Annotated in this window: 9 protein-coding genes; 6 read left to right on the forward strand and 3 right to left on the reverse strand. The window is 61.5% G+C overall.

What is annotated here, in order from left to right:
• Nucleotides 1-15: 15 nt before the first annotated feature.
• On the forward strand, nucleotides 16-2,856 hold the full coding sequence (locus tag BXA07_RS16775; protein ID WP_139335619.1) for a TonB-dependent receptor plug domain-containing protein: 2,841 nt from the start codon (nucleotides 16-18) through the stop codon (nucleotides 2,854-2,856).
• A gap of 108 nt (nucleotides 2,857-2,964) precedes the next feature.
• Here BXA07_RS16775 and BXA07_RS16780 read toward each other — a convergent pair whose 3' ends face one another.
• Complete coding sequence (locus BXA07_RS16780) at nucleotides 2,965-3,690, reverse strand: 16S rRNA (uracil(1498)-N(3))-methyltransferase (protein WP_076569095.1); 726 nt, start codon at nucleotides 3,688-3,690, stop codon at nucleotides 2,965-2,967.
• Between the two features lie 188 nt (nucleotides 3,691-3,878).
• Here BXA07_RS16780 and tkt point away from each other — a divergent pair, with 188 nt between their 5' ends.
• The 4 genes from tkt to BXA07_RS16800 all read left to right on the forward strand — a co-directional run bounded on the left by tkt (nucleotide 3,879) and on the right by BXA07_RS16800 (nucleotide 12,490).
• On the forward strand, nucleotides 3,879-5,876 hold the full coding sequence (gene tkt, locus BXA07_RS16785; RefSeq protein WP_076569097.1) for a transketolase: 1,998 nt from the start codon (nucleotides 3,879-3,881) through the stop codon (nucleotides 5,874-5,876).
• A gap of 77 nt (nucleotides 5,877-5,953) precedes the next feature.
• Nucleotides 5,954-6,964 (forward strand): type I glyceraldehyde-3-phosphate dehydrogenase, encoded by a 1,011-nt coding sequence (gene gap, locus BXA07_RS16790; protein ID WP_010395244.1) that lies wholly within the window; start codon nucleotides 5,954-5,956, stop codon nucleotides 6,962-6,964.
• Nucleotides 6,965-7,690: 726 nt separating this feature from the next.
• Nucleotides 7,691-10,363, forward strand: a complete 2,673-nt coding sequence (locus BXA07_RS16795; RefSeq protein ID WP_076569099.1) for a TonB-dependent receptor — start codon at nucleotides 7,691-7,693, stop codon at nucleotides 10,361-10,363.
• 120 nt (nucleotides 10,364-10,483) lie between these two features.
• On the forward strand, nucleotides 10,484-12,490 hold the full coding sequence (locus BXA07_RS16800; protein ID WP_139335620.1) for a S9 family peptidase: 2,007 nt from the start codon (nucleotides 10,484-10,486) through the stop codon (nucleotides 12,488-12,490).
• Between the two features lie 58 nt (nucleotides 12,491-12,548).
• On the opposite strand, the gene BXA07_RS16805 is transcribed toward BXA07_RS16800, so the two are convergent.
• On the reverse strand, nucleotides 12,549-13,313 hold the full coding sequence (locus BXA07_RS16805; protein ID WP_076569103.1) for a YoaK family protein: 765 nt from the start codon (nucleotides 13,311-13,313) through the stop codon (nucleotides 12,549-12,551).
• A 13-nt stretch (nucleotides 13,314-13,326) separates the two neighbouring features.
• On the reverse strand, nucleotides 13,327-16,140 hold the full coding sequence (gene glnE, locus BXA07_RS16810) for a bifunctional [glutamate--ammonia ligase]-adenylyl-L-tyrosine phosphorylase/[glutamate--ammonia-ligase] adenylyltransferase (protein ID WP_076569229.1): 2,814 nt from the start codon (nucleotides 16,138-16,140) through the stop codon (nucleotides 13,327-13,329).
• A 200-nt stretch (nucleotides 16,141-16,340) separates the two neighbouring features.
• Between glnE and BXA07_RS16815 the strand changes: the two genes are divergently transcribed.
• Nucleotides 16,341-20,498 (forward strand): YhdP family protein, encoded by a 4,158-nt coding sequence (locus BXA07_RS16815; protein ID WP_348532964.1) that lies wholly within the window; start codon nucleotides 16,341-16,343, stop codon nucleotides 20,496-20,498.
• Nucleotides 20,499-20,507: the final 9 nt, after the last annotated feature.

Consider the following 20,507-nt stretch of genomic DNA (forward strand, 5'->3'; position numbering starts at 1 on the left):
GTTAAGAAAATTGTATTGAAACGTAGTGTTGTTGCCGTAGCACTTACGCTGGCATCGTCCCACATGGTGGCGATTGCGCAAGAGGTTTCCACCGACCCCGCTGTGCAAAAGGTGCTGGTGACCGGATCGAACATTAAACGTTCCGAAAAGGAAGGTTCTTCCCCGATCCAGACCCTCAACGCCAAGCAGATCGCCGCGACTGGCGCCAACACCGTCGCTGAACTGCTGCATTCGATCCCGGCCTTCGGCTCGGGCTCCTCGGTGGACGTGATCGACGGCGGTTTCTCGCGCGGTGCGGCCACGGCTTCCCTGCGTGGCCTGGGCTCGTCGTCCACACTGGTCCTGTTGAACGGCCGCCGCATCACGGCATCCGCTTATGCTGACCCGAACCAGGGCAAATCGGCAGTGTATGACTTGAACAGTATCCCGGTTTCCGCGATTGAACGCGTTGAAGTGTTCAAGGATGGCGCCTCGGCTGTGTACGGCTCCGACGCGATTGCCGGTGTGGTCAACTTCATTACCAAGACCAACTACACTGGTGCTGAAATGACTGCCAGCATCAGTGCCAACGATGATGGCGAGTTCGCCCGCCAAAACCTCAGTGGTATCTTCGGTTTCGGCAAGGACCGTTTCAATGCATTCGTCAGCTTTGACGTTGCCAAGCGCGACAGTACTCTGATCAAGAACGTCAACGATGTCGAAAAAGGCATGTACGCGGACATCAACGGCCGCCTGAACCCGTTTGCGAGCAGCCTGACCACGTCGCCTTTCTTCTATGCCGAGCGTACGCCAGGTGGCAAGAACTTCGCCAATACCTATGCCTTGCGCGACCTGGTCAAGAATCGTCTCGATTGCCCCGTCTCGGAGCAGATCACGGGTGATCGCGTGCTGCATAACCTGTCCGCAACCGATACGCTGGTCGGCCGTACCTTCTGTAACTTCAATACCAACGATTATTCGGAAGCGCAAAGCGAAGGCAAGGACGCCAACGTGCTGTCGCGCGCCACGTATGAAATCACGCCGAACATGACCGCGTTTGCGGAAGTGGGCTATAGCCGTTCGGAGCGTACCTACCTGCGCGTGCCGACGGCATTCCGCAGCGTGTCGGCTTCGACGGTCTTCCTGCGTGACGCTGCTCCGCAGCAATTCCAGTTGATCTTGCCTGTAGGCCACCCTGACAATCCGTTCCCGACGCAGCGCGCTGCAGTCGGCTACCGCGTCAGCGCTCCTGGCGGCGCAGCCAACACCAACGAAACCTACCGCGTGCTGGCCGGTTTGCGTGGCACCGTCGGCGAATGGGATTGGGAAACGGGTCTCCTGTGGAATCGCGCCGAGCGCGAAGAGCAGTGGTTTGGCCAGCTTTACCGCCCGACCCTGGAAAAAGTCATGACTCAAGGCTTGACCCTGGCCCAGATCAACGCCGATCCTACCGTCACGCGTGACCTGACCAACCGTGGTTTTGCCCAGGTTGCCCAAGTCGACGCCAAAGCCAGTACTGCCTTCGGCCAGCTGGGCGGCGGCCAGGTTGGCGTGGCATTCGGTGCTGAATTCCGTCAAGAAAAGATTGGCCTGACGCCGGACATGGCGACCCAGCGCGGTGAAATCGTCGGCCTGGCCAACTCGATCGCCGATGGCGAGCGCAAGGTCAGCTCCGCCTTCTTTGAAGTGCGCACGCCATGGACCAAGAACTTCGAGACGGACTTTGCAGGCCGTTACGACAAATACCCTAACCTGAAGGGTAACTTCGTGCCGAAAGTGGGCGGCAAGCTGACTGTCAATGATCAAGTTGCCATCCGCAGCACCTACGCCGAAGGTTTCCGTGCTCCTGCGCTGACGCAAGTGTCGCCAGGCGGCGTGCAGTCGTTCCAGACCGTCACGGATTCGCTGCGCTGCCCGGATGGTGTCAATCCAGTCCCCGGCGCGGACAAGAGCGACTGCGCCAAGGGTATTTCCAGCCTGTCGGCGGCAACGCCTGACCTGCGTCCTGAAACGTCGAAGAGCTACTCGCTGGGTCTGATCCTGGCACCGACCAAGGACATCGACGTGCTGATCGACTACTACCGCATCAAGAAAGTCGACGAGACCGCCTTGTTCAGCGCGCAGTACATGATCGAACACGCCGACCGCTACCCGACCAGCGTTGTGCGCGACAGCAATCCGGCCAACCAGCTGGTGGATAGCAAGGGCAATCCGATCGCCAATACCGGTCCGATCTATCAAGTCAACCGTTCGTATGTGAACCAGGGTAGCACCGAAGTGAAGGGCGTGGACTTTGAAGTCGCCTTCCGCAAGTCGCTGGGTGACCTGGGCCGTCTGACCGCCAACCTGAACTGGAGCTATCTGATCAGCTTCAAGCGCGCTGAGCGTCCAGGCGAGGTCGCGGCCAACACCGCGGGCTCGGCAGGCGGTTTGTCCGACTGGGCTACGTCCGTGGGCGACAATCCGAAGAACCGTGCCAACATGTCCGTCAACTGGACCCGTGGCGATCACTCGCTGACCACTTCGGTCGATTTCGTTGGTCCGGTATCGTTGCTGCGTCGCAGCGACAATGACGTGGTCTACGACAAGCCATACTGCCAGTACGGCACGGGCCAGCCTTCGACCGCATACGGCCTGGGCGGCTTGCCGAAGTTCAGCAACTACATCACGAGCTGCGACGTGAAGAGCTGGACCACGACCAATCTGTCGTACTCGTACACGGGTTTCAAGGACATGACCTTGTCGTTCAACGTCAAGAACGTCTTTGACGTGAAAGCGCCATACGATCCACGTTACCCAGTTGAAGGCTTCAACAGCCAGTTGCACAACGGTCAAGGCCGCTACTTCCGCGTCAGCGCCAACTACCACTTCATGTAAGCCGTATCTGCCGGCGTGCCCGCACGCCGGCAGGCATGCATGTCTGGCATAAAAAAGCCACCCGCATTTTTTTTCGGGTGGCTTTTTCGTGATGGCGCCGCTGGCGTGCTACATCCCGCCCCATAGTGCGCTCAGCGTCGCCAGCGCCGTCAATCCCGCCGTTTCCGTGCGCAGGATGCGCGGTCCCATCGCCAGGCCGATGGCGCCGGCGGCCAGGGCCGCCTTTTCTTCCGCTTCCGAAAATCCCCCTTCCGGCCCCACCATCACGGTCACGGCCTGCGGCGGCTGGTGACGCGCCCAGTCGGCCAGCGACTGCTCCGCGCGCGGCGTCAAGATAATGCGTTTATGTAAATCTTGTTGTTTACTCCATCCATTGAACTCTTGCAATGGCGCCAGCTGCGCCAGGCGGTTGCGCCCGCATTGTTCCGAGGCGGAAACGATGATGGCTTGCCAATGCGCGAGTTTTTTCTCGGCCCGCTCGGCGGACAGGCGCACGACGCAGCGCTGGGCCGACAGCGGCACGATGCCGGCGGCGCCCAGTTCGATGGCTTTTTCGATGATCCAGTCCATTTTGGACGCTTCCGGCAGCGCCTGGGCCAGAGTCACGGCGTAGGGCAGTTCCGCTTCACGCGCCACGTGCGCCTCGATTTGCGCCGTCACGCTGCGCTTGGCGACCGCCACCAGGCTGGCCTGCACCTCGCCCCCTTCGCCATTGAACAGGGTGATGACGTCGCCCGGCGCCAGGCGCACGACCTGGATATGGTGGGCGACGGCTTCCGGCAGGGAGACGGTGGTGCCGGCGACGAGCGGCTGGGGGCAGAAGAAACGCGGCATGCAAATCCTAAATTGTGCGAGATATGAGGTGGAAAGACGTCAAAGTATAGCCATTTGGCGGGCCAGTACGCCGCAATTCTAATTTGCAGCCCCCCAGTCTGGTAAAATAGTTGACTACAGAAAGCAGCCGGCTTCCCTGTCCGCGCTGTTGCAAACGAATTCCAAACTCGCGACTGACCCACACCATCATGACAACTACGCTCCCGACTACCAAAATGGCCAATGCGATCCGCGCACTGGCAATGGACGCTGTACAAAAGGCCAACTCCGGTCATCCAGGCATGCCGATGGGCATGGCCGAGATCGCAGTTGCCCTGTGGAGTGGTCACTATCGCCACAATCCCGCGAACCCGACATGGCAGAACCGCGACCGCTTCCTGTTGTCGAACGGCCACGGCTCCATGCTGCACTACGCGCTGCTGCACCTGACGGGCTACGACCTGTCGATGGAAGACATCAAGGCCTTCCGCCAGATGCATTCGAAAACCCCGGGCCACCCGGAAGTCGACATCACGCCAGGCGTGGAAACGACCACCGGCCCGCTGGGCCAGGGCATCGCCAACGCCGTCGGCATGGCCCTGTCGGAGCAATTGCTGGCCGCTGAATTCAACAAGCCTGGCCACGACATCGTCAACCACTACACCTACGCCTTCGTCGGCGATGGTTGCCTGATGGAAGGTATTTCGCATGAAGTGTGCTCGCTGGCCGGCACCCTGGGCCTGAATAAACTGATCGCCTTGTACGACGACAACGGCATTTCCATCGACGGCAAGGTCGAAGGCTGGTTCACGGACGACACCCCGGCCCGCTTCGAAGCCTACGGCTGGAACGTCATCCGCGCCGTCGACGGCCACGATGTTGCCGCCGTGTCGGCCGCCATCGCCGCCGCCAAGACCGCCAGCAAGCCAACCTTGATTTGCTGCAAGACCATCATCGGCAAGGGTTCGCCGAACCTGCAAGGCGGCGACAAGGTCCACGGCGCCGCGCTGGGCGACAAGGAAATTGCCGCCGTGCGCGCATATATCGGCTGGGATGCCGCCCCGTTCGAAATGCCGGCCGACGTGTACGCGGCCTGGGATGCGAAGAAGCAGGGTGCCCTGCTGGAAGCGGACTGGAACGAGCGTTTCGCCGCCTACACCCGTGAATTCCCGCAGCAAGCCGCTGAACTGTCGCGCCGCATGCAGGGCGACCTGCCACAGGCATTCGAAGCGGCCCTGAGCGCCGCCATCGCGTCCTGCGTCGAGAAGAAAGAAAACATCGCCACCCGCAAGGCCAGCCAGAACGCCATCCAGGCACTGGCGTCGTCGCTGCCGGAATTCCTGGGCGGCTCGGCCGACCTGACCGGTTCGAACCTGACCAACTGGAAAGAGTGCGTGGCCGTGCGTTCGGGCCAGCCTGGCAACCACATCAACTACGGCGTGCGCGAATTCGGCATGAGCGCCATCATGAACGGCATCACCCTGCACGGCGGCTACATCCCGTTCGGCGCCACCTTCCTGACGTTCTCCGACTACAGCCGCAATGCCCTGCGCATGGCTGCCCTGATGAAGCTGCGCTCGATCTTCGTGTTCACCCACGATTCGATCGGCCTGGGCGAAGACGGCCCGACGCACCAGTCGGTCGAGCACGTCTCGTCGATGCGCCTGATCCCGAACCTGGACAACTGGCGCCCGTGCGACACCGTCGAGTCGGCTGCTGCCTGGGGCGCCGCCGTGCGCCGCAAGGATGGCCCGTCGACCCTGATCTTCTCGCGCCAGAACCTGCCATACCAGGAGCGTAGCGCCGAACAGATCGACAACATCTATCGCGGCGGCTATGTGCTCAACGACGTGGCCGATGCCAAGGCGATCCTGATCGCCACCGGTTCCGAAGTGGAACTGGCCGTCGCCGCCGCCAGCGCGCTGGCCTCGGAAGGCATCAACGTGCGCGTCGTGTCGATGCCGTCGACCGACGTGTATGACCGCCAGGACGCCGCCTACAAGGCCAGCGTGCTGACGAAGGGCGTGCCGCGCGTGGCCATCGAGGCGGGCGTGACCAGCTTCTGGTACAAATACGTGGGCCTGGAAGGCGCCGTGGTCGGTATCGACACGTTCGGCGAATCGGCGCCGGCCGGCGTGCTGTTCAAGCATTTCGGCTTCACGGTCGAGAACGTCGTAGCCAAGGTTAAAGCCGTTATCGCTGGCTAATATTGATTTTGAGCAGACCCCGGCAAGGTAGTGCCGGGGTGCTGTGCTGATACCTTTTTTTTAATCAGGAGCAGAGTATGACGATCAAAGTTGCAATCAATGGCTACGGCCGCATCGGCCGTAATGTGTTGCGCGCTTTCTACGAAGGCGGCAAGAAACAGGATATCCAGATCGTTGCCATCAACGACCTGGGCGATGCCAAATCGAACGCCCACCTGACCCGCTACGACACCGCGCACGGCAAGTTCCCGGGCACGGTCACCGTCGAAGGCGACAACATGATCGTCAATGGCGATCCGATCCGCGTGTTCGCACAGCGCAACCCGGCTGAAATCCCATGGGGCGAGCTGGGCGTGGACGTCGTGCTGGAATGCACGGGCTTCTTCACCACCAAAGAGAAAGCTTCGGCTCACCTGAAGGGCGGCGCCAAGAAAGTCATCATCTCGGCACCTGGCGGCAAGGACGTCGATGCAACCGTCGTGTTCGGCGTGAACCACTCGGTGCTGAAATCGACCGACACCGTCATTTCGAACGCGTCGTGCACCACCAACTGCCTGGCACCGCTGGTCAAGCCGCTCAACGATGCCATCGGCATCGAAACGGGCCTGATGACCACCGTGCACGCCTACACCAACGACCAGGTGCTGTCCGACGTGATGCATGAAGACCTGCGCCGCGCCCGTTCGGCCACCATGAGCATGATCCCGACCAAGACGGGCGCCGCTGCCGCCGTGGGCCTGGTACTGCCTGAGCTCAATGGCAAGCTGGACGGCTTCGCCATCCGCGTGCCGACCATCAACGTGTCGCTGGTCGACCTGTCCTTCATCGCCAAGCGCGACACCACCGTGGAAGAAGTCAACGCGCTGATGAAAGCCGCATCGGAAGGCGCGCTGGAGGGCATCCTGACGTACCAGACCGAACCGCTGGTATCGATCGACTTCAACCACAACCCGGCCTCGTCGAACTTTGATTCGACCCTGACCAAGGTGTCGGGCCGCCTGGTGAAAGTATCGTCGTGGTACGACAACGAGTGGGGTTTCTCGAACCGCATGCTCGACACCACCGTTGCACTGATGTCGGCCAAGTAATTTACTGACACGCAACAGAAAACGCACCCCGAGGGGTGCCGGACCGCCCTGTCTGACAGGGCGGTTTTTTTATGCCTGTACGAGTTGTGTGCGCATGCATTCCCTTTTCAGCCAGGTTGCCGTGTGCCACGCGTGCCTGGCGTCTTGATACTTGGTTATATTTTCTTCTCTTGTATTCTTGATATATTTCCCCTCCTCATTCTGGCATTGCTTCCTGCCGTCGTATCCCGCTCCCCATGCGCCAAAACTGCCACTGTCATTTCCAGTAACAATAAAGTTTGCTTGTCAAAAGTCTTACAGGATTCTGACGCCAACGTAAATGGCTAACTGAAAAACTATTTATATCGTTAAATTTAATTTCATTAAATTGATATTTTCCAGAATTAAGTATTGGATAATTTGATATTTAAATTGGTATATTCCGTAAAGTCGTTTTGTTGCAACATAAACTAATATTTGTAACAAAATGAAAAAACTTGCATGCATAATAAAGTTTCACGCAGACAACGTCATGCCATGTTGGGATACGTATTGCCTGCCTGGAATGTGTGATGCCGCTGTCTGCTTGAATTCGAGTTGCAATAAGAAAATTGACTATATAAAAACGCACGAAGGGAAGAGATGTTTATCAGAGAAAAAACTAGTGTAGTCTTGGTTCGCCTGGCACTTGGCGTAATTGCTGGTACCAGTTTGTTGACGCAAGTCGTGCATGCACAAGAGGCGAGCATGGGATCGCAGGCAGCGCCGGCGAAGACGGCTGGCGAGGCTGAGATCAGCCCGGTTCAAAAAGTCTACGTGACCGGTTCCAACGTACGCCGCATTGCGCTGGAAACAGCTTCGCCGGTGCAGGTCATCACGCGCGAAGAGCTGACGCGGGGCGGCGCGACGTCGCTCAACGAAGTCTTGCGCACGATCTCGGCCAACGTCGGCGGCATCGATGAAAACCGTACCAATGGCTTCAGCGCTGGCGCTGCCGGCCTGAACTTGCGCGGTTTCGGCAGCCAGGCAACGCTTACCCTGATCAACGGCCGCCGCCTGGCGCCATATGCACAGCCAGAATTCCAGACCACGTTCGTCGACTTGAACTCGATTCCCGTGGGCGCAGTGGAGCGTATTGAAATCCTGAAAGATGGCGCATCGGCCATTTACGGTTCGGAAGCCATGGCCGGCGTGGTCAACATCATCCTGCGCGACAGCTTCGAGGGCCTGGAATTGGGCGGCTCGCTTGGCCAGTCCAGCCGTAGCGATGGCGAGCAGAAACGTGCCACCATCAGTTTCGGTAAAGGCAGCCTGGTCAAGGACCATTTCAATGCCTATGCAACAATTGATGTGCGCCAGCGCAAGCCGATGTACATGAGCAATCGCGACGATTACCTGAGCACGCAGGATCTGCGCGCGTATGGCTACAAAGACCGCCGTTCGCTGTACACCTATCCAGGTAATCTGTACTGGACAGACAAGACCAGCGGTACGTTCGTCTCGCAAACGATGGACAAGAATTGCCCAGCGGATCGTCTGGTGCCTGCCGATACCGTGCTCAACGCGGGTGCCTTGGGCAAGGCGTGCGTGTTCGACGATTTCAAGGACAGCTCGTATAACGTGGCCGGCAAGTCCGACCGCGTCGGCATCACCAGCCGTCTGACGTGGCAGCCCACCGCCAGCACGACCGTCTTCAGTGAGTTGATGTACAACCGCAACAAAGCTGTCGTTACAGGCAACCTGCATTTTGTTGCCGGTCAAAATAACGAAATCATCCCGGCACTGCCGATCACGCACCCGCAGTATCCGAAGGAGCTGATTGGCCCGGATGGCAAGACGCTTGCCGGCGGCAACGGCACCGTGCGCGTGCGTGCCAAGCTGCGCGACTTCCCAGGCCAGGGCCAGGACAATACCACCGATTTCGGCCGCTATCTGGTTGGCGTCAAAGGTGACTTCAAGAATTGGGATTGGGAAACGGCCGCCCTGTACACGAACAGCAAAGTGTCTTCGCGCAACACCGCCGCCATCCTGACGACGCCTTTCCTGAACGCATACAAGAACGGCACCTTCATCTTTGGCGGCGGCGATGCCAACAAGGCCTTGTATGACTCGATCACGACGAGTTCCGTCAACGTCTTCAAGTCGAGCCTGGCACAGGTGGATGGCAAGATTTCGGGCGAATTGTTCACCTTGCCAGCCGGTGCCGTCGGCCTGGCCATCGGTACGGAATTCCGCCGTGAATCGCTCGACACGAACCCTGACCCGCAGGCAGTGGCAGGCGAGATCTACCACCAGGCGCAATTGCCGCCAGGTTTCTCGAACAGCCGCAATATTTCTTCCATCTATGCGGAAGCAACCGTGCCTTTGCTCAAGACCGTGGAAGCCCAGTTGGCGGTGCGCCACGATCACTACTCTGACTATGGCAATTCGACCACGCCTAAAGTCGGCCTGAAGTGGAGCGCGACGCCGGCTTTCATGGTGCGTGGTACGTATGCTGAAGGCTTCCGCGCGCCAACGCTGGTGGAAAACTCCACTGACGTGCGCAATGCGTTCACCTCGTTCCGTGACCCGTTCCGCTGCAACGCCCAATACAAGCTCGGCTGCTCGACTTCCAGCGCCTATCAAAGCGGCGCCAATCCGGAACTGAAGCCGGAAACGGCGAAGAGCTATACGCTGGGCCTGGCATGGGAACCGAGTTCGTCGTTCCTGGCAACGGTCGATCTGTGGCAGATCAAGCGCATCAATGAGATCGGTACCTACGATCTGTCGAAAGTACTGGCCGATCCGTCGCGTTACGCCGGTGACCCTGCCGTCTCGATCGTACGCGATCCATTGAGCGATGCGGACAGAAAAGCGGGCGCCATGGCCGGTGAAGTGACCAACATCAAGATGTTGCTGACCAATGTGGCCGTCACCAAGATCCGCGGCGTGGACCTGAAACTGACGGGCCGCATCAATATGGGGGAATACGGTACGCTGCAGCCGACCTTGAACGTGAGTCACATGCAGTCCTACCTGAATGCGCCATCGCCAACCGACGATCTGATCGAGTATGCGGGCACGCGCGGTACGCCATCGGTACAGGCCAATCTGGGCTTGTCCTGGAAGAAAGCCGCGTACACCTTGTCGGCCGATACTGTCTTCATCGGCAAGATGGCGTCCGTTGGCGACCGCACGCAAGATTGCGTGCTGGCAACCGAAGGCTTCCCGGAACTGTGCAAGGGCATTCCATCGTTCACCGTGGTTAACCTGGGCGGCAGCTACAGCGGCTTCAAGAACACCAAGCTGAGCTTTGCCATCCAGAATGCCTTCGACCGCAAACCGCCTTTCCATCCGAACGACTCGGCAAACTACTACTCACCCCTGCATAGTGCGATGGGCCGTTATTTCCAGATCACGGCTGATTACAGCTTCAAGTAATCGCGCATGATGAAAAAGGCGCCGTGACCGTGAGGTGACGGCGCCTTTTTTTATCCTCGGGAACGCGTAGATGATTGCTTTTTAAGAAACTTATATTGTTGTATTGTCGAGGAGACTGTCTTGAACCGACGCATTATTTCTGTCGTGCTTAGCACCTTGTTACTCAGTAGTGGCCTGTATAGCGCAAGCGTACGTGCCGACGAATCGATTCCTATTGCCGATTTCTTCAAGAAAGCGGAGTTCAGTGGCCGCCCCATCTTGTCGCCCGATGGCCAAAGCATGGCGGTGTTGACGCCACGCAATGGCCGTTTCGTGCTGGCGGTCATCAATCTCGATACCCGGGCCTCGACCGTCGTGGCATCGGACCCCGACTGGAACGTGGCCAATCCCATCTGGGTCAACAACAAGCGCCTGGTGTTCAGCATCAGCAAGGGCAGCGAAGAGGTACTGGAAAAGCAGACCGGCGGCGGTTTGTTCGCCGTCAATAGCGACGGTAGCGGCTTTCGCAAGCTGGTCATCAGCGTGAAGGAATCAATGAGTACGGGCATGCCGTACAAACCGGTATCCGTGCTGCAGCGCGTGGGTGGCGACAGCAATGACTTGATCGTCGTCAACAACGAACGGGGCCGCGACGCCGACCTGGGCGCCAGCGACGTGTTCCGTCTGGACACGACAAATGGCCGCATGGCCTTGCTGACCTTCAATAATCCGGGCGCCGTCAGCGGCTGGGTGCTGGACCATGAAAACGTGATTCGCGTGGCATCGGCCTTGACAGTGGAAGAAGGCAGCAAGCGCATCGTGCAAACCGTCTACCTGCGCGATGATGAGAAGGCGCCATGGAAAGCCATTTACAAGGCGTATCTGGATGAAGGCAAGGAAATGAATCCGCTGGGCTTTGATTTCGATAACAAGACGCTGTTCGTGGCCGGCCGTTTCAATGGCCGTGACAAGGCCGGCGTACATATCTGGGATGGCGCGAAGAACGCGGCGGGCGAGCTGATCGCCGAGCATGCGGAAGTCGATGTCGCGGGCGGTCTGGTCTTTGACGAAGCACGCAAGAAGGTGGTGGGCGTGGCCGTCAACGGCATGAAGCCGGAAATGTATTACTTTGATGAAGACTATGCGCGTCTGCAGGCTTCGCTTGACGCCAGCCTGCCTGGTGAGCACGTGGAATTCCAGTGGCGCGGCAATCGCGCCGTCGTCGTCACCACCGGCATCAACAACGTGGGCAAGCTGTATTACTTCGATACCTTGAAGAAGACGCTGGAGCCGTTGTACAGCGTCAAGCCTTCACTGGACGGCAAGAAGCTTTCCGAGCAGACCGTCATTCACTACAAGGCGCGCGATGGCCTGACCATCCCGGCCTATCTGACCTTGCCGGAAGGCCGCACGCCCAAGGCCCTGCCGCTGGTGGCGTATATCCACGGCGGACCGCATGCACGCGACAGCTTCGGCTTTGACCCCATCACGCAGATGCTTGCCTCGCGCGGCTTTGCCGTGATGCAGCCGCAGTTCCGCATGTCGACCGGCCTGGGCTGGAAACACCATACGGCGGGCTGGAAACAATGGGGCCTGACCATGCAGGACGACATCACGGACGGTATCGAGGAACTGGTCCGGCAGGGCGTCGTCGATCGCAACCGCGTCTGCATCATCGGCGCCAGCTATGGCGGCTACGCCACCATGTACGGACTGATAAAGAATCCTGACCTGTACAAATGCGGCATCAACTGGGTGGGCGTGACGGATGTGAAAATGTTGTTCACCGTCAACTGGTCCGATGTCTCCGGCCCGGTGATGGATAACATCGGCACGAAAATGCACGGCGATCCGAAGACCGATGAGGCGTATTTCCGTAAGGTATCGGCGATCGACCATGCAGACAAGATCAAGGCGCCCGTGCTGATGGCCTACGGTAGCGAAGACCGCCGCGTGCCGCTGATCCATGGCGAAAAAATGCGCGACCAGCTGCTCAAGCAGGGCAATACCGTCGAATGGATGGTGATGACTGGCGAGGGCCATGGCTGGTCCAAGGAAAGCAACAACATCAAGTGGGGCGAAGCCGTGTACAGCTTTATTAACCGCTACATCGGTCCAGCCGCCGGCAACAAGAGCGCACAGCAGTAATGTGACGCAGCGAGCCGGGAGATGCCGTCCAGGCCTGGTCTGGACGGCATTTTTTCGTTCAGAGGCGGCGCCGGTAGAAGCGCCACAGCACGCGCAAGTCGCGCAGCACGGGCACGCCCGACAGTAAAGTCAGCACGCCGGCGAGGATGATGGTGGCGGCAGGAAAGCCGATGTGCTTGAAGGCCAGCGCGCCGCTGACGCCGCCGATGAAGAAGCAGCTGATCAAGAGGCAGTGCGTCCTCAGCTTGCCGCGGTTGACCTTGACCATCCGGTCCGGCAACTGGCGCCGGTTGTAATACGCCATTTTCCCCAGTTCGATGCCGATGTCGGTCGACAGCCCCGTCACGTGGGTGGTGCGGATGACGGCGCCCGAGATCTTCGTGATGATGGCGTTCTGCAAGCCCATCACAAAACACAGCAGCAAGATGGTGACGGGGCCCAGCACGTCGGGCATGGCCGCCAGGTAATTGCCCGTCAGGCCGAACAGCAGCAACAGGGCCGCTTCCAGCAGCAGGCTGGCGGCAAACTGGCTGTGCAGCCGGCGCCGCTTGCCCCAGTTCACCATGATGGCCGTGACCGCCGCGCCGCTGACAAAGGCCAGCCAGGCACCCAGCGCGGCCAGGGCCACCGTGATATTGCCCAGCGCCAGGTCATCGGCCATGCCCGAGACGATGCCCGTCATGTGCGAAGTATAGCCGCCGATGGCGAGAAAGCCGCCCGCGTTGACGGCGCCGGCCACCAGCGCCAGCACGCAGCCCAGCTGCAGATTGGCTTGCGTATCGCGCGCCGATCCGCTCAGGCGGGACAGGTAATGGAGCGGCATGCCCGGCCCGGCCTCAGGTGGTGGCGCCGAAGATGGCTTGCCACAGGCGCATGACGTTGTCCGCATGCACGCGCACGCGCTCCGGCTCCACGCGGGCCAGGTCCTGCCCCTGCAGGCGCAGCTGGTGCTGCAGCTTGCGCAGCGCGCGGTAGGCGTCGGCCACCAGGGCGGCCAGTTGCGCGTCGATCAGTCCCAGTTCGCCGCACAGGCGCAGCAGGGCGATATTGCCCGAGTTGGCCGTCAGCTGCGGATACTGCGCCGCATGCTGCAGCACCAGGTACTGCACCATGAATTCGATGTCGATCATGCCGCCCGGATCTTGTTTCAGATCAAAGCTGCCGGGGCGGGACGGGTGCGCATCGAGCATCTTCTTGCGCATGGCCACCACTTCGCCCTTGAGCGGGCCGTTTTCCGGACGCTCCTTGCGCAAGATCGTGTCGCGGATGCGCTCGAAGTGCTTGCCGATGCTGACGTCGCCCGCGCAAAAGCGCGCGCGCGTGAGCGCCTGGTGCTCCCACACCCAGGCCGCGCTGCTCTGGTAGCGCTCGAACGCCTGCACGCTGGAAACGAGCATGCCCGAGGCGCCGTCGGGACGCAGGGCGATGTCGATGTCGAACAGGATGCCGGCCGAGGTGTGCGAGGTCATCCAGGTAATGAAACGCTGCGCCAGCTTGGCGTACAGGCCGGGGGCGTCCTGATCGTCGTCATCGAACAGGAAGATGACGTCGAGGTCGGAGACATAGCCCAGTTCCTTGCCGCCCAGCTTGCCATACGCGATGACGGCGAATTTCGGCACTTCGCGGTGGCGTGCAGGTAATGTTTGCCAGACGGCTTGCACGGTGGCGGCGACGATGATGTCGGCCAGCTGCGACAGGTAATCGGCCAGCTTCTCCACGCTCAGGTCGCCCGCCAGGTCTTGCGCCAGGCACTGGAACAGCTGCGCATGGTGTGTTTCGCGCAGGATATCCATCTGCCGTTCCGTGTCGCCGGGGGCGTCGTCGAGCTGGCGCTGCAGGTCCAGCGCCAGCGCGGCCGGGTCGGGCACCGTATTGCGGATGCGCTCGTCTAACAGTTCGTCGAGCAGGATCGGGTGCTGCGTGAGGAAGGTGGCGGCCCAGCCGCTGGCGCACACCATGCGCACCACCCGTTCCAGCGTGTGGGGATACTCTGTCAACAATGACAGATAGGCCGAGCGCCGCGCAATCGCTTCCAGGAAATCGAGCAGGCGGCCCAGGGTGGCCAGCTGGCTGGCATTGCCGTTGGAAACGGAGCAATCGGTGATCAGGGGCAGGGCGGAATTGACGAGGGCCACCAGACGCGTGCGGCTCGCCTCGGGCAGGGACTGCAAACGGGGCGCCTGCCATGTGGCCAGCAAACGGCGCGCACAGGCGGCCGGCTCATGGAAACCCAGGGCGGCAAAGCGCGCTTCGATGGCTTCCTGCTGGTCCGAGGCGGCGCAGTCGTTCGACGTCTGCGGGTCGATGCCCGTGTCGGCCGGCGGCGTGCCGCTGCTCTTGTCGCTGAACATTTCGTCAAATTGTCCTGCGACAAACACGCGGTGCGCTTCCAGCTGGGACAGCAAAGCCGGCGTGTCGGGCAGGCCCATCATCCGCGCCACGGTCAGGCGGTCTGCTTCGCTGGCGGGCAGGGTGTGGGTTTGCGCATCGTCAAGATACTGCAGCCGGTGCTCCAGGTTGCGCAGGAAAGTATAGGAACCAAGTAATTGTTCCACGATGGCCGGTTCCAATAGTCCCTTGTCCGCCACCGTGCGCAGGGTGGCGCGCGTGGAACGGTCGCGGAGCTCGGCGTCGCGTCCGCCGCGTATCAACTGGAACACTTGCGCGAGGAATTCGATTTCGCGGATGCCGCCGCGGCCCAGCTTGACGTTGTTGCTGCGGTCCGGGTGCAGCCGCTCCTGGCGGTTGACTTCGGCGCGGATCTGGCCGTGCATGGTGCGGATGGCGTCGATGACGCCGAAATCGAGGTAGCGGCGGAAGACGAAGGGGCGCACGATGGCGTCGAGCGCGGCGATGTCCTCGGGCTTGCCCGTCACGGCGCGCGCCTTGACCCAGGCGTAGCGTTCCCATTCGCGGCCCTGCACGATCAGGTATTGCTCCACCATGCCCAGGCTGGCGGCCAGGGGACCCGAGTTGCCGTTCGGGCGCAAGGCCATGTCGACGCGGAAAGTGAAACCGTCCTGCGTGATCTCGGCCAGGGCGGCGATCAGTTTCTTGCCCATGCGAATGAAAAACTCGTGGTTGGACAGGCTGCGCTGGCCCGGCAAGGTCGCTTGCGTGTCGCCATCTTCCGGATACACAAAGATCAGGTCGATGTCCGACGAGACGTTGAGCTCGCCGCCGCCCTGCTTGCCCATCGCCAGCACCATCAAGGCTTGTTCCTCGCCCGATTCCTCGCCGACGGGCATGCCGTGCAGGGCCACCATCTCGGCCATGATGGCATCCACATGCGTGCGGATGGCGAAATCGGCAAAGCCCGTCATGGCCGTGACGACTTCATGCAAGTCGGCCTGGCCTTCAAGATCGCGCGCGATCAGGCCGCAGACGAGCAGGTTGCGCAGGCGGCGCATGGCCCGCTCGGGTGGCAGCGGCGGCGTGGCGGCATTGGCCTGGGCGGCCAGCGCGGCGGCAAAGTCGAGCCCGTCCAGCGGTGCGCGCACCAGTTGCGCTACCTGCGCGGCGCGCTCGGGGGCGGCGTCCAGCCAGCGCTGGTAGAAACGGGAGGCGGAAATCAAAGGCTGTGTGCTCATGGTATCGGTAAGGGTCTCGTGGATGCTGCGTGCATGTTCTTGTTTAACTTGGCTGCGAATGGCGGGGGATGCGGTAAAATTGTGCCGCCGGCGCGAATGCCGCCGGCAATGCGTGCTCCTCCGGACGATGGTAAGGGAGGCTTTGCTCAGACGCAAGCGCAAGGATGCAGGCGCGCACCACGAATGCAGACGATTTTTGCCATTATTTGACGCCGGGCCAGTTTATTAGCTTATTGATGCAAAAACCGCCAGAAGCAAGCGTGACAGAACATGTGCCATTGGCTCTGCGCTGGCAGCGGCTGCGTGCCGCCTATCGCATGGCCAACCTGGCCACCCACCACGTGCTGGGTTTTGCCGTCAAAGGCGTGCTGTTCGCGTATTTCCTCTTCGCCGTCCTGTTTTTATTCCTGCGCTACGCCATCCTGCCCAATATCGATTACTACAAGGGCGATATCGAGCGGGCGGCCAGCCGCGCGCTGGGCAATCCCGTCAGTATTGCGCGCATTTACGCGTCCTGGCATGGCGTGCGGCCCAATCTGTTCCTCGGCGACGTGACCCTGCGCGACCAGACGGGCCGCCAGGCGCTAAGCCTGCCGAGCGTGTCGGCCACCTTGTCGTGGTGGAGCGTGCTCGGTTCCGTGCGTTTCGACTCGCTGGAAATCACGCGGCCCGACCTCGACGTGCGGCGCAGCAGGGACGGCAAGTTGTACGTGGCGGGCGTGCTGGTCGACAGCACGCAGGGCAATGACGGCAAGGGCGCCGACTGGCTGCTGTCGCAGCACGATATCGTCATCCGCGATGGCCGGGTGCGCTGGACGGACGAGGCGCGCGGCGCACCCGAGCTGGCATTGACCCAGGTCAACCTGTTGCTGCGCAACCGCTGGCGCAGCCACCGCCTGGGCTTGCAGGCGACGCCGCCCGCCAGCCTGGCCGCGCCCATCGATGTGCGCGCTCACTTCATGCATCCGCCATTCAGCACGCGCATCTCGGACGTGTCGATGTGGCGGGGCGAGCTGTATGCCGACCTGAAAAACGCCGACCTGGCCGCCTGGCGCAGCTATCTCGACTATCCATTTGAATTGAGCCAGGGCAAGGGTGCCCTGCGCGCCTGGCTGAGCCTGGATCACGCGCGCCTGGCCGGCTTCACGGCCGACGTGCGCCTGACGGATGTGCAGGCGCGGCTGGGCGAGCATATCGCTCCGCTCGATCTGCTGACGGTCAGCGGGCGTGTGTCGGCGAAGGAAGACCTGTCGGTGGAGGTGCCGGACGGCAAGCCCACCTTTGGCGCGAACGGCCATCAGGTGGCGTTGACGAATTTTGCTCTGGAAACACGCGATGGCCTCAGCCTGCCACCGACGACCTTGTCCGAGCGTTTCATTGCCGCCACGCAGCGCAAGCCGGCGCGCACGGAAATCACGGCCCAGTCGCTCGATTTGCAGACCCTGGCCGCACTGGCCGACAAATTGCCGCTGGGCGCGCAGCAGCGCCAGCGCCTTGACGCCCTGGCGCCGCGCGGCCGCCTGCTCGATTTTTCCGCGCAGTGGGAGGGCGACATGGCCACGCCCGCCAGCTACCGCCTGCGCGGCAAGCTCATCGAGCTGGGCCTGAATGCGCAGCCGGCGCGCCTGGCCGTGGCGAAGACGGCGACCAGCCCCGCACAGGCCGCCGCCCCCGCCATTCCCGGCTTCGACCACCTGAGCGGCAGCATCGACGCCAGCGACAAGGGCGGCAGCATTGCCATCGACGCGCAAGACCTGGTGCTGCAGTTCCCGTCTTACCTGAGTGAACCGGCCTTGCCATTCGAACAGTTTGCCATGCAGGCGCGCTGGACCTTCGAAGCGGACAATATGCTGCAGGTCGCGCTGGACAAGCTTGATTTCAATCAACAGGGCTTGCGCGTGGCCTTGCATGGCACGCACCGCCTGCCGCTCGACGGCAAGAACCTGGGCCAGGTGGACTTGACGGGGGCCATCGACAATTTCGAGATCAATACCATCGGCCGCTATTTGCCCGTGCAGACGCCCGAGCACTTGCGCCACTGGCTGACGGGCGCGCTGGAAGGCGGCGTGGCGCGCGACGCCAGCCTGCGCCTGCGCGGCGAGCTCGAACATTTTCCGTTCAAGGCCGAGACGCCGGCACAGCGCAGCCGCGGCGAATTCCGCGTGGCCGGCAAGATCGAGAATGGCAAGCTGAACTATGCTCCCGGCGAATTCGCGGAAAGCGGGCCGCTGGCGGGCAAGGCGCCGCTGTGGCCGCAGGCGGAAAAGATCAAGGGCAGCTTCGTCTTCGAGCGGGCGCGCATGGAAATCCACGGCGACACGGCCACCACGGGCGGCGTGGCCTTGACGCATGTCAAAGCCGTGATCCCCGACCTGACCGTCTTCGACACCCTGCTCGATATCGAGGGCAATGCGGCCGGCCCCATGCAGGAATTCCTCAAATACGTGACGGCCAGCCCCGTGCTGGGCTGGATCGAGCATTTTACGGATGAAACGACAGCCACGGGCAATGCCAAACTGGCGCTGAAATTGCACCTGCCCATAGAACGCATGATGGAGGCGACCGTACAGGGCAACCTGCAGCTGGCAGGCAATGACGTGGTGTTGTTCCACGACATGCCGCCCGTGCTGGGCACGCAGGGCAGGATCGAGTTCAACGAAAAGGGCGTCAACCTGAATGGCTTGAATGGCAGCCTGCTGGGCGGGCCGCTGGCCATTTCGGGCGGCACGCAGCCGGACAACTCCATCCAGGTGAAGCTCGCCGGTAACATGACCATCGACGGCTTGCGCAAGACGTATCCGGCGCCCGTGCTGCAGCGCCTGGCAAAACATTTGAGTGGCGGCGCGCGCTACAGCGGCATGATCACGGCGCGCGACCACCAGGTGGTCGTCAATGTGGAGTCGCCGCTGACGGGCCTGGGCCTGGATTTCCCCGCGCCCCTGAAAAAAGCGGCGGCCGACAGCCTGCCCGTGAAATTTACCCTGACGGGCAATGCGGCCAATGCGGCGGGCCTGCGCACGGACGATATCCGTATCGCGCTCGGCGCCGGCATCGCCGCGCGCTACCAGCGCCAGAAGCAGGGCAAGGAAGCGTGGCGCCTGGTGCGCGGCGGCATCGGCGTGAACGCGCCGGCACCCGAGCCCGACAGCGGCATGATGCTCAACGTGAACATGAAAACCCTGGACGTGGACAGCTGGATCACGGCCGGCAGCGAAATCGCCGGCAGCGGCACGGCGCCTGCCGACGGCGGCGCCGACGATGCGCCCGATATCGCGCAATACGTGGTGCCGGACATGATGGCGGCGCGCGCCAGCGAACTGATGCTGGGCGAGCGCAAGCTGGAAAACGTGGTCGTGGGCGCCACCCACCAGAAGGATGTGTGGCAGGCCAATATTGATGCGAAACAAGTGTCGGGCTATGTGACGTGGCTGGAAACGCCTTCCGGCCTGGGCAAGATGACGGCCCGCCTGTCCTCGCTGATCATCCCGGAATCGGCCGCCAATGACGTGAAGAATTTGCTGGAAGGCAAGAGCGGTGCCCAGTCGATTCCCTCGCTCGATATCGTCGCCGAGCAGTTCGAACTGTTCAACAAGAAGATCGGCCGGCTGGAGTTGCAGGCGTATAACACCATGGCGGCCGGCGGGCGCGAGTGGCGCGTGGGCAAGCTGCAATTGTCGAATGCCGACGGCACCCTGAGCGGCAGCGGCAAATGGGTCATCAAGGACGGACTAAGCACGACCAGCCTGCGATTCGGCCTCGACATCGTCGACGCGGGCAAGCTGCTCGACCGCTTCGGCTTTGCCGACACGGTGCGCCGCGGCAAGGGCCGCCTGAGCGGCGACATCGCCTGGAACGGCTTGCCGTATTCGCTCGACATCCCCACCTTGTCGGGCCAGATCGAGATGAACGTGGAATCGGGCCAGTTCCTCAAGCAGGACCCGGGCGCAGCCAAGCTGTTGGGCGTGCTCAGCCTGCAAGCCTTGCCCCGCTTGCTGAAACTCGATTTCCACGACGTGTTTTCGGAAGGACTGGCCTTCGACGGCATCACGGCCAACGCCAGCATCAAGCGCGGCGTGGTGACCACCGATAATCTGAAAATGCACGGCGTGGCGGCGACCGTGCTGATGGATGGCACGGCCGATATCGCCAATGAAACGACGAATCTGCACGTCGTGGTGATCCCCGAATTCAACCTGGGCACGGGCCCCCTCGTGTATGCGCTGGCCGTCAACCCCGTCATCGGCCTGGGCAGCTTCCTGGCGCAACTGTTCCTGCGCGCACCCGTGATGAAGGCGCTCACTTACCATATGCAGATCGCGGGGCCATGGAAGGCGCCCGTGGTGACCAAGCTCGATGGTGGTAAATTGGAACCTGTCGCCATGCCCGCAGCGGCGGAAAAAGATGCTGTGGCGAAATAAGTGTCACGC

Source organism: Janthinobacterium sp. TND4EL3, assembly GCF_900156175.1.
Classification (GTDB): Bacteria; Pseudomonadota; Gammaproteobacteria; order Burkholderiales; family Burkholderiaceae_D; genus Janthinobacterium.

Bases quoted from the DNA above. Each gene is read 5' to 3' on its own strand.
- tkt (WP_076569097.1), top strand. From the start codon at position 3,879: ATGACAACTACGCTCCCGACTACCAAAATGGCCAATGCGATCCGCGCA.
- BXA07_RS16805 (WP_076569103.1), bottom strand. From the start codon at position 13,313: ATGCCGCTCCATTACCTGTCCCGCCTGAGCGGATCGGCGCGCGATACG.
- BXA07_RS16795 (WP_076569099.1), top strand. From the start codon at position 7,691: ATGGGATCGCAGGCAGCGCCGGCGAAGACGGCTGGCGAGGCTGAGATC.
- gap (WP_010395244.1), top strand. From the start codon at position 5,954: ATGACGATCAAAGTTGCAATCAATGGCTACGGCCGCATCGGCCGTAAT.
- BXA07_RS16780 (WP_076569095.1), bottom strand. From the start codon at position 3,690: ATGCCGCGTTTCTTCTGCCCCCAGCCGCTCGTCGCCGGCACCACCGTC.